The sequence below is a fragment of the Gemmatimonadota bacterium genome, assembly GCA_009838845.1.
GTDB lineage: Bacteria > Latescibacterota > UBA2968 > UBA2968 > UBA2968 > VXRD01.
This window is the reverse complement of record VXRD01000158.1, coordinates 1-18,761: the sequence shown is the minus strand read 5'-3', so window position 1 is coordinate 18,761 and position 18,761 is coordinate 1. Positions and strand designations below refer to the sequence as shown.

At 50.5% G+C, this 18,761-nt stretch carries 16 protein-coding genes; 9 read left to right on the top strand and 7 right to left on the bottom strand.

The features are described 5' to 3' along the window. Position 1 precedes the first annotated feature (1 nt). Entirely contained in the window at positions 2 to 730 is a 729-nt protein-coding gene (locus tag F4Y39_22140; protein ID MYC16438.1) for a class I SAM-dependent methyltransferase, read from the bottom strand. A 389-nt stretch (positions 731 to 1,119) separates the two neighbouring features. On the opposite strand from F4Y39_22140, the gene F4Y39_22135 reads away from it, so the two are divergent. Beyond that, positions 1,120 to 2,163, top strand: coding sequence for a phospho-N-acetylmuramoyl-pentapeptide-transferase (locus tag F4Y39_22135; protein MYC16437.1), 1,044 nt, complete (start codon positions 1,120 to 1,122; stop codon positions 2,161 to 2,163). A 27-nt stretch (positions 2,164 to 2,190) separates the two neighbouring features. Next, a complete protein-coding gene (locus tag F4Y39_22130; GenBank protein ID MYC16436.1) occupies positions 2,191 to 3,522 on the top strand; it encodes an amidohydrolase in 1,332 nt (443 codons plus the stop codon). 108 nt (positions 3,523 to 3,630) lie between these two features. Here F4Y39_22130 and nadA read toward each other — a convergent pair whose 3' ends face one another. Further along, positions 3,631 to 4,680, bottom strand: coding sequence for a quinolinate synthase NadA (nadA, locus tag F4Y39_22125; protein ID MYC16435.1), 1,050 nt, complete (start codon positions 4,678 to 4,680; stop codon positions 3,631 to 3,633). A 149-nt stretch (positions 4,681 to 4,829) separates the two neighbouring features. Between nadA and F4Y39_22120 the strand changes: the two genes are divergently transcribed. Further along, positions 4,830 to 5,909 (top strand): mannose-1-phosphate guanylyltransferase, encoded by a 1,080-nt coding sequence (locus F4Y39_22120; GenBank protein ID MYC16434.1) that lies wholly within the window; start codon positions 4,830 to 4,832, stop codon positions 5,907 to 5,909. A gap of 11 nt (positions 5,910 to 5,920) precedes the next feature. Next, positions 5,921 to 6,418, top strand: a complete 498-nt coding sequence (locus tag F4Y39_22115; protein MYC16433.1) for a hypothetical protein — start codon at positions 5,921 to 5,923, stop codon at positions 6,416 to 6,418. A gap of 6 nt (positions 6,419 to 6,424) precedes the next feature. Here F4Y39_22115 and trmY read toward each other — a convergent pair whose 3' ends face one another. Next, the gene (trmY, locus tag F4Y39_22110; GenBank protein MYC16432.1) at positions 6,425 to 7,021 is read right to left on the bottom strand and encodes a tRNA (pseudouridine(54)-N(1))-methyltransferase TrmY; all 597 of its coding nucleotides are present in this window, start codon (positions 7,019 to 7,021) and stop codon (positions 6,425 to 6,427) included. A gap of 12 nt (positions 7,022 to 7,033) precedes the next feature. Here trmY and F4Y39_22105 point away from each other — a divergent pair, with 12 nt between their 5' ends. The 5 genes from F4Y39_22105 to F4Y39_22085 all read left to right on the top strand — a co-directional run bounded on the left by F4Y39_22105 (position 7,034) and on the right by F4Y39_22085 (position 12,844). Beyond that, on the top strand, positions 7,034 to 7,774 hold the full coding sequence (locus tag F4Y39_22105) for an outer membrane lipoprotein carrier protein LolA (protein MYC16431.1): 741 nt from the start codon (positions 7,034 to 7,036) through the stop codon (positions 7,772 to 7,774). Next, complete coding sequence (locus F4Y39_22100; GenBank protein MYC16430.1) at positions 7,722 to 8,195, top strand: VanZ family protein; 474 nt, start codon at positions 7,722 to 7,724, stop codon at positions 8,193 to 8,195. The genes F4Y39_22105 and F4Y39_22100 overlap by 53 nt, the downstream gene beginning before the upstream one ends. A 120-nt stretch (positions 8,196 to 8,315) precedes the next feature. Further along, positions 8,316 to 9,629, top strand: a complete 1,314-nt coding sequence (locus F4Y39_22095; GenBank protein MYC16429.1) for a sulfatase-like hydrolase/transferase — start codon at positions 8,316 to 8,318, stop codon at positions 9,627 to 9,629. Further along, positions 9,595 to 11,448 (top strand): DUF3604 domain-containing protein, encoded by a 1,854-nt coding sequence (locus F4Y39_22090; GenBank protein ID MYC16428.1) that lies wholly within the window; start codon positions 9,595 to 9,597, stop codon positions 11,446 to 11,448. The genes F4Y39_22095 and F4Y39_22090 overlap by 35 nt, the downstream gene beginning before the upstream one ends. A gap of 76 nt (positions 11,449 to 11,524) precedes the next feature. Beyond that, entirely contained in the window at positions 11,525 to 12,844 is a 1,320-nt protein-coding gene (locus F4Y39_22085; protein MYC16427.1) for a sulfatase, read from the top strand. An 80-nt stretch (positions 12,845 to 12,924) separates the two neighbouring features. Here F4Y39_22085 and F4Y39_22080 read toward each other — a convergent pair whose 3' ends face one another. From F4Y39_22080 to F4Y39_22065, 4 genes are all read right to left on the bottom strand, one after another. After that, positions 12,925 to 14,184 carry a hypothetical protein gene (locus F4Y39_22080; GenBank protein ID MYC16426.1) on the bottom strand — a complete coding sequence of 420 codons (1,260 nt, stop codon included), beginning with the start codon at positions 14,182 to 14,184 and terminating at the stop codon, positions 12,925 to 12,927. Then, positions 14,184 to 14,993, bottom strand: coding sequence for an outer membrane lipoprotein-sorting protein (locus tag F4Y39_22075; GenBank protein ID MYC16425.1), 810 nt, complete (start codon positions 14,991 to 14,993; stop codon positions 14,184 to 14,186). The genes F4Y39_22080 and F4Y39_22075 overlap by 1 nt, the downstream gene beginning before the upstream one ends. Continuing rightward, positions 14,990 to 17,293 (bottom strand): MMPL family transporter, encoded by a 2,304-nt coding sequence (locus tag F4Y39_22070; protein ID MYC16424.1) that lies wholly within the window; start codon positions 17,291 to 17,293, stop codon positions 14,990 to 14,992. The genes F4Y39_22075 and F4Y39_22070 overlap by 4 nt, the downstream gene beginning before the upstream one ends. Before the next feature lie 79 nt (positions 17,294 to 17,372). After that, positions 17,373 to 18,548 carry a DUF2236 domain-containing protein gene (locus tag F4Y39_22065; GenBank protein MYC16423.1) on the bottom strand — a complete coding sequence of 392 codons (1,176 nt, stop codon included), beginning with the start codon at positions 18,546 to 18,548 and terminating at the stop codon, positions 17,373 to 17,375. Positions 18,549 to 18,761 lie beyond the last annotated feature (213 nt).

Below are 18,761 nucleotides of genomic sequence, written 5' to 3'. Positions count from 1 at the left end.
TTCAATTTTTTTCAATAATCGCGACATAAACACTCCCCGTTTCCGGAATAAATCGCGAAATTTGCCAACCAGTACCTTCGAGAATAAATCCCATCTCTTTTCGGGATACTTTGAGGTATTCAAACCATGTGCCGATATAGTGTTCATATCGAATGCGAATTTTGAGCTGACACGAGAACTTGCCCCGCTCGCGATTCAATTTGTGATAATCCAGATGAGCTTTTCGCGTTGTGCTGTAAGGATCTGCGGATTCGGCAATAATTCTCGCATCGGCAGATGTCATATTACGCATCTTTCTCAAAAGCCACCGGGCGCGCTTCAAATTGCCAAAGAGACCGAAATTACTACCCATCATGAGCAAGGTATCAAACTGGCCGAGCCGAGAGGAAATTTGTGTTACACTCAAAATCCTGGCTTTTTTGAGACCTCGTTCTTGAGCTACCTTGATCGCAAGAGGAGAAGAGTCAATACCCAAAACATCAAAACCTTCTTCCTGGAGGTAGAGGGCATGGCGTCCGGGTCCGCAACCTATGTCGAGAACGCGTCCACGAACATAATTCATCGATTCTCGCTGATGCGGGGGCCAGTCGCGATGAGGATCGAAATATGTACTGGAAATACCAGCAGTTATATATCCATCTTCGCGTTCTACAATTTCCTCTGAGGGTATGCCGCGATGAAAATCCCACATCATCCGTCCATAAGCATCGTCATTGTTTGTCATAGTCATTCTCCTAAAAAAAAAGCCCACTGTCTCTCGACAGCGGGCTTGTTCATTTCATTGGACAACTATTATGACATATCCACCGCCGAGCGCATCGTGCAAAAAGTCGCAGACGTAGCATGATGAGTATGGTGCTGAGCGGTACGGGCAAACGCATTCCCGGCCAAAACTGTGTTTGGATTAGTAAAAGTAACCGGGTTGTTGATCAATGCGTTCATAATAATCACAAAATAGAAAGTCTGTGTTTTCGCGTCAAGGATTTTCTTTGAAAATAAGTAAACGACCGCCCACAAAGGAATCGGCTATGAGTTCAGACTTGCCCTTTAATGATAGAGACCTTACATTGGTCCTGATTTGTTTCATTTTTCAAATCATATCACACGGGAGTTTGCGCTGTGCTCTACTGGCTGGGTGAGCAATTGTTGGACATCTATGGGCCATTTCGCCTCTTCACTTCTTATCTATTTTTGGTTGGTGCAGGTACCGCACTCGCCTGCGTGTTAACCTGGAGAATTTTACCCAAATTGTGGCACCGATTACCGCGTGACCAGGGGCGTGCTCACGCTGTTGGCGCCGCACAAAATAAGGGCAAGCCCGCAGGGGCAGGCGTTATTTTCATTTCTATTTTTATTATTGTCGGATTTTTATTTGTACCACTTGGAACGCGATATCTGGCTGCTTTGGGATGCCTATTCCTGGCAATGCTGGTGGGATTTTTCGATGACCGCTATGAATGGAGTGAATACCGCATGGGGTTGTTCGATCTGGTCATCTCCATTTTAGGTGCTATGGTCGTGTGCCAGATGGCAGCAGTCGAAGTGTGGCTACCGCTAATTAAGACGTCGGTTATTGTGCCACCCTGGATTTATATCCCCATTGCTACATGCTTGTTGTGGATGACTATTAACGCCACAAACTGCACAGACGGTGTGGATGGCCTATCGGGCAGTTTGTGCATGCTGGCATTCATTTTTTTGGGCGGCGCGCTGTACGTTATTGTAGGACATAGGGATATCGCCCAATATCTACTTGTACCGCACTACAAAGAGGCTGCCAATTGGGCGGTAATGGCTTTTGTCATGACGGGTTGTCTGGTGGGCTATTTATGGCACAATGCCAATCCGAGTGCCGTGTTGATGGGCGATGCCGGATCTCGCCCTCTGGGCTTATTACTCGGCATGCTGGTCCTGGCGTGTGGGAATCCGTTTTTGATTATTGTAGTAGCCGGAGTCGTGCTGGTCAATGGCGCAACAGGCCTTCTGAAAGTCGCTTTATTGCGCTTTTTTAAAATCGGCATTTTCAAACAAGTGCGTTATCCCCTGCACGATCACGTCCGTCAAAAATGGGGCTGGTCCAATACACAGGTACTGGTCAGATTTACACTTTTACAAGCCATTGTAACGCCTCTTTTGCTGATATTATTATTAAAAATCAGGTAAAAAAATAAAAAATAATCGGAGGAATTTATGCCCACAAAAGCCGAACTCAAGAAGCGCGTTTGTGAAGCCATTGATCGACGTCGAGATCAGATTTGTCGCATTGGCGATCACATTATGTTAAATCCCGAGTTGGGATTTAAAGAATTTGAGACAGCAAAGTTGGTATCGCAAACAATGGACGAATTTGGCGTACCGTGTGAAACCGAGCTGGCAATTACAGGTGTAAAAGGCGTATTGCAGGGAAGTAAGCCGGGGCCAACCGTTGCACTAATTGGCGAACTCGACTCGCTCCTGGTTTCCGGACATCCCAATGCCAATCTCGATACGGGAGCGGCACATGCTTGTGGTCACAATGCACAGATCGCGGGATTAATGGGCGCAATGATGGGCATGGTAGATGCGCGCGTAGTTGATGATTTGGCGGGAAGAGTCGTCTTTTTCGCCGTGCCCGCAGAGGAATTTGTAGAGGTTGAATACCGTTTGAATCTGGTGAAATCTGGGAAATTGAGCTTTCTGGGTGGCAAACCCGAATTGATCAAGCACGGGCATTTTGACGATATCGATATGGCGATTATGATTCATACACATAGCGATGAATCATTGACCAAAGCCGCGGCTTCCGCCTCGTCTAACGGATTTGTAGCAAAGATGATTCGGTTTGTGGGCAAAGCCGCGCATGCGGGAGGCGCACCTCATCGGGGCATCAATGCACTGAATGCCGCTCAAATTGCACTGAATGCCATCAATGCACAGCGCGAAACATTCCAGGATCACGATTCTGTTCGAGTGCATCCCATCATCACCAAAGGCGGAGAGTTGGTCAATGTCATCCCCGACGAAGTTTGTATGGAAACTTATGTGCGAGGACGCACTGCAGAAGCGATTCTCGATGCCAGTATGAAAGTAGATCGCGCACTTCGAGCCGGCGCAATGGCACTTGGCGCAACAGTAGAAATAGAAACTCTACCGGGATATATGCCATTAAAAAACAATGCGGATTTGCAGGCACTCTATGGAAAAAATGCCAGAGCGCGTTTTGGAGAAGATGAATTTTGTACAGTTGGCCACAGAACCGGCTCAACTGATATGGGCGATATATCCTGCATTATGCCCGCGATTCATCCCTATATGTCGGGGGCTTCGGGACCGGGACACAGCGTCGAGTGGCATATTTCCGATAAAGAGATGGGATATGTAGAACCGGCGAAATCACTGTCTATGATAGCAGTGGATCTGCTTTACGACCGCGCTACAGAGGCAAAAGCCGTGCTTGCAAATTACAAACCAGAGATGACAAAAGATCAGTACCTCGATTTTCAAAACAATCTGTTCCAAACAGAAGTTTACGATGGTGAGTGAGATTAGACATTGACCAAAAACACACAGGTCTGATACTCAATATCGAAATGCAAAAAGGCCCGGAATCTACCGGGCCTTTGGTATCGCGTAACTGTGTTTTTAAAGCGATCATACAATCTCCAGCATGCGTTCCACAGCTTTTAATGCACGCACGCGGATGTCTTCGGGCACTTCGATGATTTGCTCGTTATATTCGAGTGCATTGAGCGTATCTTCAAGTGTAATTTCGTTCATATGTGGACAGCGAATGCTGCACAGGCCAACCATTTCTTTATTCGGGTTTTCCGCTGCGATATTGTCGCCCATGCTGCATTCTGTGAGCAGCAAATACCGCTCGGCATCCATTTCGCGCACATAATCGACCATGCGAGAGGTACTGCCCGAAAAATCGGACGCAGCGACCACTTCAGGGCTGCATTCCGGATGGGAGAGAACAACGACATCTGGAAACTGCACGCGCACATCTTCAATATCCTGAACGGTAAATTGCTCGTGGACCTCACACCTGCCATGCCAGCCGATCATTTCGTATTCAAGACCGGGCTTGGGATCGGAAAATCCCGTTATTGTGGGAAAAATAATGCGCTTATCGGTCTCTTGCGCCACATTGGCGGCTAAGTATTCGTCGGGCAAAAAGATAACGGTATCCGAATCGAGCGATTCGACGACTTTATGGGCATTGCCCGATGTACAGCAAATATCGCATTCGGCTTTGACATCGGCATAAGTGTTAATATACGTGACAATGGGAACACCCGGATATTGTTCGCGCAGATTGCGAACATCTTCCGCGGTAATGCTCGCGGCGAGTGAACAGCCTGCAACGCGCGCAGGCAAGAGCACGGTTTTGTCGGGATTGAGAATTTTTGCGGTCTCGGCCATGAAGCGCACGCCGCAAAAAACAATGGGATCGGCGTCGGTTTCTGCGGCTTTCCGCGATAACTCGAGCGAATCGCCCACGACATCTGGCACAGAGTGATAAAGTGCCGGCTCCATGTAATTATGCCCGAGAATAATGGCTCCGCGCTCTTTTTTTAACTTATTGATTTCGTAAGCCAACTCGGCTTTATAGCGCAACTCGATATCGGGTACAATGCCCTCTAATCGCTCGGACATCTGTTGATAGGTCTCTTCCAAAGTAGTGGCAGTCAGTGCCATAACAATCAACTCCTGTTGTGGGGTAGCACCCCCGATGATGCGTGTGGATTTGGATAAAGATATACAAAGACGGCCTTTGCTGCAAGGTTTCGGTTGTACCCCCTTGCAAGGAATATTACTTTTGACTTTATGATCTCTGGATATGAGACATGAAATTTGTAATTCGCGCGGGTGGTGTTGGTACGCGGCTATGGCCCTTAAGTCGCAAGAGCAAACCCAAACAATTTCACGCTTTGACCGGTGAACGCACGATGTTGCAGGAGGCGGTAAATCGCCTTAATTCGCTGGCTGAAATAGATGACCTTTATATCTCTACCGGCGTTAAACTATTGCATAGCGTTCGAGAACAATTGCCCGAATTATCTGCTGAAAACGCAATTGTAGAACCAGCACTCCGCAACACAGGGCCTGCGGTCGGGCTTGAGTGCGCCTTGTTGGAAGCTCGTTTTCCCGGATGTACAATTGCGAGTTTGGGCTCTGATCATCACATTGGCAAACCAGAGGAATTTTGTCGGTTGCTCAAAGTAGCGGAAGACGCGCTGAAAGGTCGCGCCGAGACCCTGTTTGTACTCGGTGTAAAACCAACGCGCGCAGACACTGGCTTTGGATATATACAAAAAGGCGATGTGATTGCAAAGATAAACAACGAGCCGGTTTATGCCGTAGAGTCATTTACAGAAAAACCCGATGCGGAAGCTGCAAAAACATATCTGGAGAGCGGTCAATATCTGTGGAATAGCAATATGTTTGTGTGGAAAGCCAGAACAATGCTGGATCTTTTTGCAAAATTTGAACCCGAGATGTATGCCCTGCTCGAACAAATTGGCACCGCTGCCAAAGAGGGACGAGAAGCAGACGTCATTACCAAAATCTATCCACAGATGAAAAACATCGCCATTGATCATGCCATTATCGAACGCGCGTCAGATATTGCGACCCTGCAAGCAGATATCGAGTGGAGCGATATCGGCGCGTGGGGTGCTTTAACAGATGTCTTGCCCACAGATGAAAATGGCAATGTGCTGCGTGGCAATGTGCTATCGCTCAATGCAAAAAACACAACGGTTTATGGCAACAAAGAAAAAGTAATCGCGCTGGTCGATGTCGAGAACTTAATCGTAGTCGATACGGGCGATGCCCTGCTTATTTTGCCCCGCGATAGCTCTCAGCGCGTAAAAGATGTGGTCGCGGCATTGGGCGAGCGATCAGATAGTGAACAGTATCTTTAAAAGGAGCGTTTATGAAGATTCTAAAAAGTTTTTGTCTCGCGCTATGTGTGTTGTCTGCTAATATAGGCACTGCCCATGCGGCATTTATCGACGGCGTAAATCTCGGTGGAGGCTTTATGTGGAATGACAGTGTCCGTCCGCGTTTTGAATCAGCTGGCGGAATCGCCCTGCACGCCTCTGTCCATCTCAACCTGCCCGGTCCATTCATATTTGCGCCGTTTTACGACATAAGTTTTGCCAGCCCGATGATGCAGACCCTGGGCACGAGTCTCAATTATGCGATTGGCATGCGCGATTTTGAAACCCACAAGCTATTTTTGGGACCGAGTATTGGAATTGTATTATCCGATGGTGTTTCTGAGCGTTTTATAGGTGGAGAATTGGGATACAAATTTCCAATAGGTGAAAAACTCGGGATATTTGTCAGAATCAAATTTGTCGAAGATCAAAACGATGTCGTCAGCGGATTTTCCGGACACATCGGCGCAACATTCAAACTCTTTCAGTAAATCACTTTACCAAATACCCTGTCGGTCCAACTCATTGTGTAGCAGCACGATACACTGAGAGGCAAACAACATTCGGGGCCCCACGCAAATCGGCTTGGCACCGAGGCGGCGCAAATACTTAGCCGTTTTTTTTGGCATTGTGAGATGATCTGAAAAAACAAAAGTTACATCCTGGGAAAATGTCACCGTGCGAATGTCAACACCTCGGCGCTCGAGTACATAGAGCGATTCTGTGCGATCTTGCACAACGCGTTCAAATCCCTTTTTTGCCACAAACAAACCGTCATCAACCTGCCGCTCTTCGCCCAGTGACAAACCCTTGCCGGTAGATAGTGCTTTTTGCACAGCCCCTGCCAGCGTGCGTTCATCAAACCCACCCAAATAGGTCAGATGATCGCTTTCAAAACGCACGGTTTTCGGTGGGTCCGAAGGCCCATCAAATACGAGATGTACAACAGTATTTGTTCGTATATTTTGAGAATAAAAAAGCGCGTTGGCCAAACAATGCGCCACAATCTCCAATCGTCCAACCCGGCTCAGATCATCCAGTGAAAAATCGGGTGTGGTGGGACCTTTGCGAGCGCGAAGAATAAAATTTCTCATAAGGAGCCAGTCATGAAACGCTGGGTGATCGCAATGCTGATCCTCACAACTCAGGTCAGCGCGGAAAACGAAAACAAAATGTCAACAGGAGATGGTAAGACCGATGAAATAATGGTCGAAATTCAAAAAAACGCCAGAGAAATCGCCACCTGTAAGGCAGAACAAACAACCATTATTCGCGTTATGGATCAAGAACTGACACTCAATGCCAGTGCAACCTTTAAGCGCCCCAACCTGATGCGTCTCGACACCGTGCAAGATCAAGTAATTATTTCACAACGTTTGTCTGACGGCGGATTGATGTGGACCTATGACCGCGAAGAAAAAATCGTCTCCAAAGTGAACCTGGGGCGTGTCTATCGCATCACCAACCTCGAAGCCGATGCAGACCAGGCCGACCCTTTGCGTCCCTTTAGAGGTCTGGAATGGACGAGCATTCGCTACACCGCAGACGAAATATTTGAGGAACGCTCCCACCGCGTCTTTGAAGCAAAGATCAAAGTCAATCTCTTGCACGCACAACTGCCTAATCCCCCTGTCAAAGCACAATTACTCATCAATCCCGAAGATGGCCTATTGCGCCGGATTGGCTTTTTTGATGCCGAAAACAATGAGATCATCACGCAGACCTTTCACAATTTAACCATCAACCCAGACTTGAAAGACAAATGGTTTGAATTTATCGTACCCGCGGGTGCCCATGTCATCGACGCCACCGACGACGCGATACAAGCCCTCAAAACTGCACAGTAGGGTGGAAAAACTCATGACAACAACGCATTGGCGCATCGCCCTGTTTGTCTGGCTACTCTTAATTTTTATTGGTTCAAGTGGCCTGTTATCGTTCGGAAATACAGAAAAATTTTTCTTTTTTAGTGAACGAATACACCATGCGGCGCGCAAATTCGCACACATAGCAGAATATGCTATTCTGACCTATTTATGTTTCCGATCTCTATGGACAAAGAACCGATTTACCTCCTGTGTATTTTGGAGCGTCCTGATATCTATTCTCTATGCGATATTGGACGAATACCATCAATCCTTTGTACCCAGTCGCACTGGCGTCTGGACCGATGTGGTATGGGATGGCATAGGTGTCGCAATCATAATCCTATTATTGTGGTATGCGAAACACAGGGAAAACGGTAAAATCAGACAGTGGATTTTGTAAGCTATGAGCAATCAGCTTTCAGCAGTCAGCAAAACAAGCAGTTTTGCTGTTTTAGAGCGGATGGGCAGGGAACTGAAAGCTGACCGCTGACCGCTGACTGCTTCTCAAAGGACACCTGACATGACCAAATCCGGAAAAATTGAAAAACCCAACATCCTCTTCATCCTCGCCGACGACATGGGCTGGGGTGACGTCAGCTATCACGGCTCACACATTCGCACGCCCAATATCGACCGCCTCGCAGCCACGGGAATCGAACTCGACCAGCACTACGTCTGTCCCATGTGTACCCCCACCCGCACCTGTCTGCTGACGGGCCGCCATCCCGGTCGCTTTGGACGCCACGCCACCGTCCCATCCAATGCCCCCGTCCTGCCAGATGGGTATGAAACACTGGCCTCATCCTTCCGCAATGCGGGCTACGAAACCGGCCTCTTTGGAAAATGGCATCTGGGATCTTCTCCCGAATACGGTCCCAACCAATTTGGTTTCAATACCGCTTATGGGAGCCTTGCCGGCGGCGTTGATCCGTATAACCACCGCTACAAATCGGGGCCATTCAGCGTCACCTGGCACCGCAATGGCGAACTCGTTGAAGAACGCGGCCACGTCACCGACCTCATCGCCCGGGAAGCCATCCAATGGATCGAAGCGCAAACAGACCCCTGGTTTTGCTATGTCCCCTTCACCGCTGTTCACACCCCCATCAAAGCACCACAGCACTGGATAGACCGCTATTCAGACCGGCGCTACGATCCCGACGACAACAAAGACCGCTCATACAAAACCTATGCCGCGTACGCCAGCCAGATGGACCACGCCATCGGCCAACTCGTCGAAACCCTTGCCCGCCTGTGCCAGCGCGAAAACACCATCATCATCTTCTCATCGGACAACGGCGCCATCCCTGCCGGTCCCCTTCACGACACGGACAAATACCCGGGCCGCCACGAAGAAATGCCGCGCCTGGGCAGCAACCTGCCCTTGCGAGGTCAAAAATCTCAACTCTACGAAGGCGGCATACGCACCCCATCCCTGATCAACTGGCCTTTTCATCTCCAACCCGGCAAATGCTTTCACCCCCTGCACATAACCGACTGGATGCCAACCCTGACCAATCTCATCAATTACACGCCCAGCAGCGATCCCCAATGGGATGGCCAGGACATCTGGCCCCTGCTTACAGGGGACATCACCGTACCCGAAGAACGGTCTATCTTCTGGAACTTCAGGGGATCGTCCTTTGGCATGCGAACGGGCAATTGGAAATTGATCTACGAAGAAGGCCAAACCCCGGAAGAAACCCAACTCTTTCACATCGGTTCCGACCCCTATGAAACAACAAATATTACCTCCTCACAAACCGACCGCATGCATGGCATGCTCGAACAAATAGCCGATGAGCGAAAACGCGACAACAGTTCAAAAAGGTAAGATGCGAGACATTCACATGCCCGACAGCCGATTTTGGGCAACCGCAGCCGGCAGGCTTCAGGTCTGCTGTCCCGTGGATCTTCGGCTCCACTACCGGGCACCGGACGGTGGATTTCGGGCCGGTGGAAACCTGTGGATCTTCTACGACATCCGCCAGTACCTCAACAGGGACCAGGCATTTCAACCCCACGACGGCATCGAGATCACAGGCCCACCAGACACGGACTGGGAGGGCGTCCCCCTTGTGGGAGGCGGCGTTGTGCGCACCTTTGACACGCACCCGTTGACGCCCGAGTTTCTCCACGCCGTTCACATCAGGTGCAAAAAAGGTCGGGTTGCACCCGGAGAACGCGTCACCATTGCACTTCGCACCCATCCGGACGGGTTTCTGCTCCCGCAGAACGCCATTGACGCCTTTCACTTCTGGCTTGTCGAAGATCTGGACGGTGTCCTTTCTTTTCATCATCCAGGAGGTAAGTATCACTTTTTTTTGCCCAGAGATACAGACCTCTCCATTCTCAAGAGCAATCCCCTCACCATTGCGCCCGGATCTGTGGAAACGCTCCGGGTGACAGCGCACGCGCTGAGCACAGGGCGTATCGCAGCGCAGGTCACCCCCATCGACACATACGGCAATCCCGTCTTTTCTAAAGACGAACTCACCCTTGCTACTGCAGCGGAAAGCATCAGCGTATTTCTGGATAATTCCCACACCACGCGTACCCACCTCTCTGCGAAGGCCCCCTGGGACCAGGTCTCTGCCAGGCGTGGAAAGCTGAACGCTCAGAGCAATCCCACGCGAGTCACTACTACACCCTCTGATTTAACTCTGTACTGGGGTGATATCCACGGCATGCTGTTCAACCAGCGCCCTCTGACAGACTATTTTATCTGGGCCAGAGACATCGCCCATCTGAGCTTCTCGGGCGGACAACTTTTTTCGTATAGCGCCTGCATCGCCGAAGTCTGGGAACAGCTTATAGATGCCTGGCGTTCCTTCACACTGCCCGGAGAATTTATTGCTCTTCCCTCCATTGAATTCGCCACACCACCCGACGGCAGTCACCGTCTCGGATTCTTTCCCGATCTGGACGGTCTTTCTCCCATCTTCTGCGAAGATCGACCCGAAGCCCACGACCCCAAACTCCAAGCGCGCTACCATCCGGAAACCGTCTACTGCAAGGATTACCGAGAACTCTACGACGCCGTCCATGCCCGGGGTGGATTCACTCAAGGGCACTTTCACACCGCCTTTTACGAACGGGAATGCCTCGCAGAAATCTACCAGAAGCAGAATGTCAACGTAGATCTTGAAGAAGCCAAAATCAACCGGGCCATCCAGTTTCAGGGTCTCAAACTCGGTATTGTCAGCGGCAGCGACACCCACGACTCCCGTCCGGCAAACCCTTATCCGGAACCGGGACCTGGCAAACCCGCGGGACTTACCGGCCTGTGGGCGGAACGGCTTGACCGCCCCACCATCTTCGATGCATTCTCAAAGCGCCGGTGCTACGCCACCACTGGCGCCCGGATCTATATCGATTTTCAGATCAATTCCCATCCCATGGGCAGCACTGTCAGGGCACATCGCTACGAATTTACCGCTGAAGTTCTGGGCACAGCAGACATAGACCGCATCGAATTGATGGTCAACGGGGACATATCCCAAACCTTTACACCCAAAAAACAGCACATTATTCTGGGAGATACCGTCCACCTGACCTTTTCACCCTCAGGTGTTCACTACTGCTACCTTCGCATCTACCAGCACGATGGCCACCGGGCGTGGACCAGCCCGATCTGGTTAGACAAAGTATGATATTAAACCGAATGGAAAACCACATAACCACCCGCATTGAAGCGCCCAAAGGGTGCAATCACAACAAGGAGATATTATGTCCTACCGCAACGTCCTCTTACTCATTGCCGACGATTGGAGCCCCATTGCCGGATGTTATGGCAACAACGTCATCAAAATGCCCAGCGTAGATGCACTTGCCGCGCGAGGCACCTTATTTAAGCACGCCTTTTGCACCACCCCATCGTGCGCAGCCAGCCGCGCCAACCTCCTCACCGGACACTACAGCCACACGCACGGACAATACGGCCACTCGCACAGCATTCACAACTTCCACACGCAACTCAACATGCCGTCAATTCCCAAAACACTGCAATCCGCCGGATTCACAACCGGCGTTGTCGGCAAACTCCATGTACAACCCGAATCTGTCTATCCCTGGAACTACGAAGCTGGCGGAGGGCGCAATGTGCGCTTTATCGCAGACAACATCTCAAAATTTTTTGAAACCATTGACAGCGATCAGCCATTCTATCTGCACGTCGGTTATTCCGACCCCCATCGGGACTTTGGCAACAAACAAACCTATCCCGGCGTCCCCGAAGTCACGTATTCATCCGAAGAAGTCATCGTCCCCGATTTTCTGCCCGATCATCCAGATGTCCGACGGGAATTTGCCGAATACTACCAATCCGTCTCTCGCCTCGACACCGGAATTGGCATGGCCGTTCAGGCACTACAAGACGCTGGCCGAACCGATGACACCATGATCATTGTCATGAGCGACCACGGCATGCCCTTTCCCGGCGGCAAAGCCTCTTCTTTTGACACGGGCCATCACTGCCCGCTCATCATTGTGCGCCCAAATGCCGAAGCCGTTATCAGCGACGCCCTCGTCAACTGGAACAACATCGCCCCGACCGTCTATGAATGGTGCGGCGTTGAATCCCCTGAAGGCCTGCCCGAAAAATCCCTCGTCCCCATCCTGAACGAAACACATCCCGAAGGATTTGACGAAACCTTCTTTTCCCATACCTTCCACGAAGTCACCAATTACTATCCCTACCGGGTGTTGCGCGGACGCAAATACAAATACGTGCGCAATCTCTATCCCGAAATCACCACACCTTTGCCCAGTGACCTGTGGGCATCGCCCACCTGGCAGGCCATTCGCCGAGAAAATCTGGAAATGGGCAAACGCCGCACGGAAAAATTTCTACACCAGGATGCCGAAGCCCTCTTCGACATTGAAAACGACCCCATGGAGTCCACCAACATCATCGACGATCCCGCAGTTCAGGACATCGCCGAATCCATGCGACAAAAAGTTCGCACCTTCCGCAAAGAAACCCGAGACCCCTGGTGCCTGGCGTCCTATCACGCGGGCGAACCGGGTATGGAACCTGGCGTAATGTGATCGCTCCTTCTATACAAACAAACCCCCGCCTGATCTTCCCGGGCGGGGATTTTGTTTTTTAATTAGAGATTGTGCAACAACTAAAAATTGTACATCAGACTCACATCAATAAAACTATCGCGGCGCGTATCGTAGTGGATATCTGCTTTGTCAATAGAGAGAAGATGAATCGCCTCTATATTCAGAGACAACTGATCAGAGATGCGCCGGTCCAATTCGACAGATAGTGCGCGTGTAGAACGACCCGCATCCCCCAGAATACTCGCGACAATTTCAGTACTCTGAACATCGTTGAACGCAATGCGCGTGGCAAAAAAGAAATCATTCTCGAGCGTATTGGGCGAGCGACTCGGGGTCGCATTACGCCCCCGTCCGTCGTAATTCCATTCGCCGAGCAAACTGACATCAAAGGCCGAACCAAATACGGAATAAAACGTGTATTCGCCACCAAAAACAGAAGCCACATAATCTTCTTCTATACCCAGCAGATTTCGGGCACCCACACGCTGAATCGCTTCTACCTTGAACAACCAGGAACCGACAGTCAGTTGCGCATCCAGCCCAAACTGCCGGATCTGATCGTAGAACTGAACCAATACCGGCGCTCCACTACTATCCGCACCCGGCATCAGAAAAGGCTCCCGGCTGGTACCGTTAAACACACTCAGGCCAACATCGAAAGCGCCAAAACTCTGACTGTACCGCGCGGCAAAATCCAGATACGCCTCGCTCTCATACTCAATCTGCTCATCATTTACAACAAGTGGAAGGCGCAGGCGGCCGGATTCGCCCGGAAACGTGCGCACCCTGTGATACGGTAAAACAAAAAATTCCACTACTCCCCAATCGCTGGACCAGGTAATATTGACCATCGGCTGCCCCAGCTTAGCCTCTCCATTTGGATGTTCCACCAGATCGATCTGATTGACAACATCGACCAGATGTTGCGATTCCGTAACGCCCCAGAAGACCTGATCAATACCCACGCGCAACTCCCATTCGCCATCGCCGATTTCGCCGAATACCAGAAAATAGGCTTCTCGCAGATCGGCATGGGTGCGGCGTGGATCCGCTTTGTCATAGCGAAAAAATGGCGATAGCGTGAAACTCCTACCCTCAGCGTCTGCGAGATAGAGGTTGGGTACTACAACAAAACCGATGGCCTGTGCCCCCTGACCGGAAAAAACACCGGCCCGGGGAAACCATCGGCTTTCGACATTCACGCGCCCGGAAAAATCGCGGTCAATCCCAATTTCGGCATGTGCGCCAACAGCAAAGACCAGAACCAAAATCCAGACAGCGCCGAAAGGTAAAATATGAAGAGCGGTACGACGTAACATCAACGCACCCGTTTCAGCCCAGTTTGTGTGAAATCGCGATCGTTGAGATCAGCCTGAAACTCAAAATCCGTCCAGGTCAGAACGGTACTTTTCCCGGTTAAATGATTGACCATCGTCATCTCACCAGCACGCCAATAACGCTCCAGATACTGCGCATAATTCCCCAGAGTGAGTGTCTTCAGATGGGCATCCTTGCGGTCGTAATACTCCACTTTCCAGACGCGAAGCTCGTCCTTATCCCTCCAGACCACCTGGCGGCTATAGCCCGATTTCTTATCCACGGAAAAGCGTTCTGTAACCGTGCATGTCAAATCGCCATATGCCTCGTCGCGCAGGTAACGATAGGTAAATTTCTCCACAGCCTGAGGGGTCAGGTCCTCATAAGCAAATTCACTCCCCATAAAAGAGCCGGACTGGTTGGACGAACTAATGCGTTTGACGCGTTTCAGAGCGGGCAAATAAAGCCATTGGTCGTCCGCGCTTTCCCGATGAGCGTGAATAAGCAACGCCGTTCCCTTGACATCGCGCGGTTCATCGAACACAAACAGACTTTTGTCGCCATCTTCGGAGACTTCGAGAACCTTTACCCGGAGTTGGCGCCGGCTCTCTTGCCCGTGTTTGTTGCGCAACACCATGGTTTGCTGAGCCGTAAAATTACCAAAACCCTTCTCGCGATCCTGGGAATCCTGAGCGATTTTCAACCCGGTTTCCTCTGCACTTTCGGAACGAGCAGGTGATGACACACCGAGACAAAACAAAATAATTGGACAAAGCGCGAAAAACAGGTGTATTGGTCGTATTGGTATCATGAATTTCTCCGATCAATAGCAATCAGTAGAGTTGGCAAAAGTAAAAAGTCGGCAACAAGCGCGAAGACAATCGTAATCGTGACCAAAAGACCGAGTGCCCAACTCACCTCAAATCCCGATGTGGCGAACACCAGAAAGCCCACTGACAACACTGCGGTCGTCGTCCATAACGCATGGCCCACCGTGTTAAAGGTATAGCGCACAGCTTCGGGTGCGGGAAGGCCATCGCGCCGGGCCTTCAGATATTTGCTCAGAAAATGAATCGTATCATCCACAACAATTCCAAAAACAACGGCGATCACCACCGAAGAGGCAATCCCCACATGGCCGACGAGATAGCCCCACAGGCCAAAACTCATAATCGCGGGGATAAAATTGGGCAACAAGCTGAGGAGACCCACCCGAACACTTTTGAAAATCCAGATCAGAATGAATGAAATGAGTGCCATCGCAGTGATCGTACCGCGCAACATACTATTGATATTTCGCAGGGACAGATGGGCAAAAACAATGCTCAGACCCGATGCTTCGTGTGCAAAAGCGGGTGCATTGGCCTGGAGCCACACCTGCGCACGCTTATCGAGTTCACGCAAATCTCGAGACCACGCATTCCTGGTCACGACACTCAGACGCGTAGCGGATTTGGCGACATCTATGCGGTCGTTGAGATCGCTACCGAACGGAAGCGAAAACTCGTAGAGCAACAGGTACTGCGCCGCGAGGTCCGGGTCTTTGGGCAAGCGATAAAAAGCTGGATCGTCGCCGTGCATATTTTTATTGAGACGTTTCATAATATCCGAAAATGCCTGGACATGGGTCACTTCGGGTTGCGCCCGGTACCACTCGGCAAAAGCATCGACCTGGCGCAGATACTCCGGATCAGTAATACCACCTTCGCGCCCTGCACTCAGCGAATATTCCAGCTTATCCAGACCAGTCAGATTATCAATAATATAATCCGTATCGCGCCGGAACTCGTAGCGATCATCAAAATACTGCGCCATATTATCGCTCAACTCAATGCGGGAGACACCGAGTATCAGGACAACGACAACCGCAGTGACGAACCAGAGCAAAAAATTGCGCCGAGCGATGACAAAGTCAGCAAAGCGGTCAAAAAAAGCCGTCCTCTGAGACTGCACAAGAGACGCGCGCAATGGCAGAATCGAAAGCAATGCCGGCAATAGCGTCATAGTGTAAACAAGCGCGCACAAGACGCCAAATGCCACGTAATTGCCCAAAATGTGAAAAGGCGGTGAATCTGAGGCATTCAGGCTGAGGAATCCAATCGCCGTCGTGACCGAGGTAATAAATATCGGATAGGCATTGATGCGGATCGACTCAACAATCGCCGCATTTCTGTCCAGACCGCGCCTCATACCCAGTAAAACACTCGTGACAATGTGGATTGAATCCGCGATGGCGATCACCATGACAATAATCGGCACGCCGGCATTGGTGGGGCTGAACACCACGCCATTCCAGCCGGCGAATCCCATAGTCGTATTGATGACAAACACGATCACGGCAACAATGGCCAAAGTGCTGAGAATCGAACGCAGGAGAATAATTGTGGCACCTACAATGATGAGAAATACAACAGGTGTCAGAGTCTCCATGTCGCTCTTCGTGACATCGGCAAAAGTCCGATGCATGACCACATCGCCAGTCAGGTAATAATCGATATCCGGATGGCTCGTACGGGCTTGACTCAGGATCGAATCGAGATAATCGGTAATTTCGATCACTGCCTGGTCGTGATTTTTGGGCAGAATAAAATTAATAGCCACCCCGGCCGTGCGTCTATCATGAGACACCAGACGCCCGGCAATTTCGATTGCGTCCAACGCGATCTTCTCGATACGCACCACATCGACATCGCTCAGAGAAGATGCGTCGTCAACGAGCGGAGCGACAACCAAATCGTCATCAAGTGCTTCGCTATGGGTATAATTGGTAAGGGAATTGACGCGACTGGAATAAGGCGCACGCCACGCGGCTTCGGTCAATTCTTCAACCGCGCCAAGCGCCTCGCGGGTGAACACCGAGCCATCTCGGGGCGCAATGGCAATCAGTGCCGTATTGGAGGCCGAATACGTGTTCTCCAGAGCGTCGAAAGCGAGGAGTTGCGGATTGTCTTCACCAAACAGAATGCGGTAATCGTTCGTGACAGTAATGAAGCGAACACCTGCCGTCAATGCCAGCATGACCAGCGTTGCGAGCGCAACGACCAACCATCGATAGCGCAAAATGACAGCGGTGTAGCGTTCTAATCGCAAAAGAAACACTCCTTCGACCATTTCGGATTAAGTGCGGCGACGAGTTCACCAAGCGAATGATTTCCTCATTTATATATTGGTGGATAAAGACCGTCATACCTCACCACGGCTTCGCCTCGTCTGCGTGTAGCTTGTCGGGTAATCGGTAACTGATTTTATGTTCTTCGAGCGTAGATACGTCGAGCAAGGCCATGAAGCTTTGGGTACGATGACCCGGTCTCCACCATAGCAGGACATCGAGGATATCCTGGATTCTGCGCCTCAGCCGCAAATATACCAGTGTCCCGGGCCCAGATGTCCGACTTTTGGGGAACATGAGTTGATCGGCGAGTTCGTCTCCAATCAACGCTCGGGAAAGGCGGTATCCAAAACCAGATAGATTATCTCGCTCTTTCTCGTCTTTAATACCGATCACGTAAGGAGCCGAGGCAATCACCGAGTTTGCCATAGCAATAGCTTCCAGACCGGGAGGCGGCTCGCAGATATAACCCACGCGGTATGTTTCACAGGCTTCGGTCTCATTGCTGAACAAGAGTGCCTCGGGCACACCCATCAGATGAGCGGTATAGCGCCATATCTGCATAAAACTGTCGCGTTCTTCATCGTTTAGACGTGCGCCAATTCGCGTGGCTGACCGCAACAGCATCCCGGAGAAATTACAGGACGCGAGCGCGATGTGGGCAGTACTGATCGGCATGCCGTGGGCATCATAGTCCCACTCCTCAGAAGCGAGAAGATGCCGCCTGACCTGTGCATGCACCAGCCGCAGACGGACAGACAGTTTCCAGCCCTCGCCATATCGCTCCAGGCCACCCGGCAACATAATTTCCAGGAGGTGAAGTATATTTTGCTTTAGCCGCCGCACCCCCTGATCGGTCAGCCTTCCTGTGGTGAAAAACGATTGGCTGATTAGCGTAGTGAAACCCTGTACAATAATATCCACGACAAACGAGGTAAGAAACAGATCTGAATAGGCTTGGAAGCCACGGCATCCGGGATATACTGACTCGGGATCAAACCACGCGGGCGGCGTCCCGACCTTCTCAAAAAACGCCCGTACTGCCTGAGGCGCATCACGCAGTTTTTCCTCATCCAGGTCCATCCCAGCCCTGATGAATTCGCCCTGTTGCTTCTCGTCAATACCGGCTAATCCATTGATCAGGGCATCGGCATCGGGATCGCCAATCAGCGTGTGCTGGATGTACGTTTTGGCGAGATCGGGATCGGTCAGAAGTGCTTTTTCATACCCGGGTTGATATGAAGAAGGTATCTGCACTCTATCACCTCATTTTAACCCAAATTATCGAGGTCAGGTAACGGGACACCTTGTTTAAGTCTTAAAAAACTTCTTAAGATAAAAAGAATATTTGAACACCACCAATTTTTTGTCAAGTTTTATATTTTTTAATCTGAATTATGGCAGCAATGCCAAGCGTTCGAGAATTTCTTCCTGTTCGGCTAAATCAAACTGATTCGAACCGATATACAT

Coding starts and splice junctions, on each gene's coding strand:
- F4Y39_22140 (MYC16438.1), bottom strand. CDS start 730: ATGACTATGACAAACAATGACGATGCTTATGGACGGATGATGTGGGAT.
- F4Y39_22130 (MYC16436.1), top strand. CDS start 2,191: ATGCCCACAAAAGCCGAACTCAAGAAGCGCGTTTGTGAAGCCATTGAT.
- nadA (MYC16435.1), bottom strand. CDS start 4,680: ATGGCACTGACTGCCACTACTTTGGAAGAGACCTATCAACAGATGTCC.
- F4Y39_22120 (MYC16434.1), top strand. CDS start 4,830: ATGAAATTTGTAATTCGCGCGGGTGGTGTTGGTACGCGGCTATGGCCC.
- F4Y39_22115 (MYC16433.1), top strand. CDS start 5,921: ATGAAGATTCTAAAAAGTTTTTGTCTCGCGCTATGTGTGTTGTCTGCT.
- trmY (MYC16432.1), bottom strand. CDS start 7,021: ATGAGAAATTTTATTCTTCGCGCTCGCAAAGGTCCCACCACACCCGAT.
- F4Y39_22105 (MYC16431.1), top strand. CDS start 7,034: ATGAAACGCTGGGTGATCGCAATGCTGATCCTCACAACTCAGGTCAGC.
- F4Y39_22100 (MYC16430.1), top strand. CDS start 7,722: ATGTCATCGACGCCACCGACGACGCGATACAAGCCCTCAAAACTGCAC.
- F4Y39_22095 (MYC16429.1), top strand. CDS start 8,316: ATGACCAAATCCGGAAAAATTGAAAAACCCAACATCCTCTTCATCCTC.
- F4Y39_22090 (MYC16428.1), top strand. CDS start 9,595: ATGAGCGAAAACGCGACAACAGTTCAAAAAGGTAAGATGCGAGACATT.
- F4Y39_22085 (MYC16427.1), top strand. CDS start 11,525: ATGTCCTACCGCAACGTCCTCTTACTCATTGCCGACGATTGGAGCCCC.
- F4Y39_22080 (MYC16426.1), bottom strand. CDS start 14,184: ATGTTACGTCGTACCGCTCTTCATATTTTACCTTTCGGCGCTGTCTGG.
- F4Y39_22075 (MYC16425.1), bottom strand. CDS start 14,993: ATGATACCAATACGACCAATACACCTGTTTTTCGCGCTTTGTCCAATT.
- F4Y39_22070 (MYC16424.1), bottom strand. CDS start 17,293: ATGGTCGAAGGAGTGTTTCTTTTGCGATTAGAACGCTACACCGCTGTC.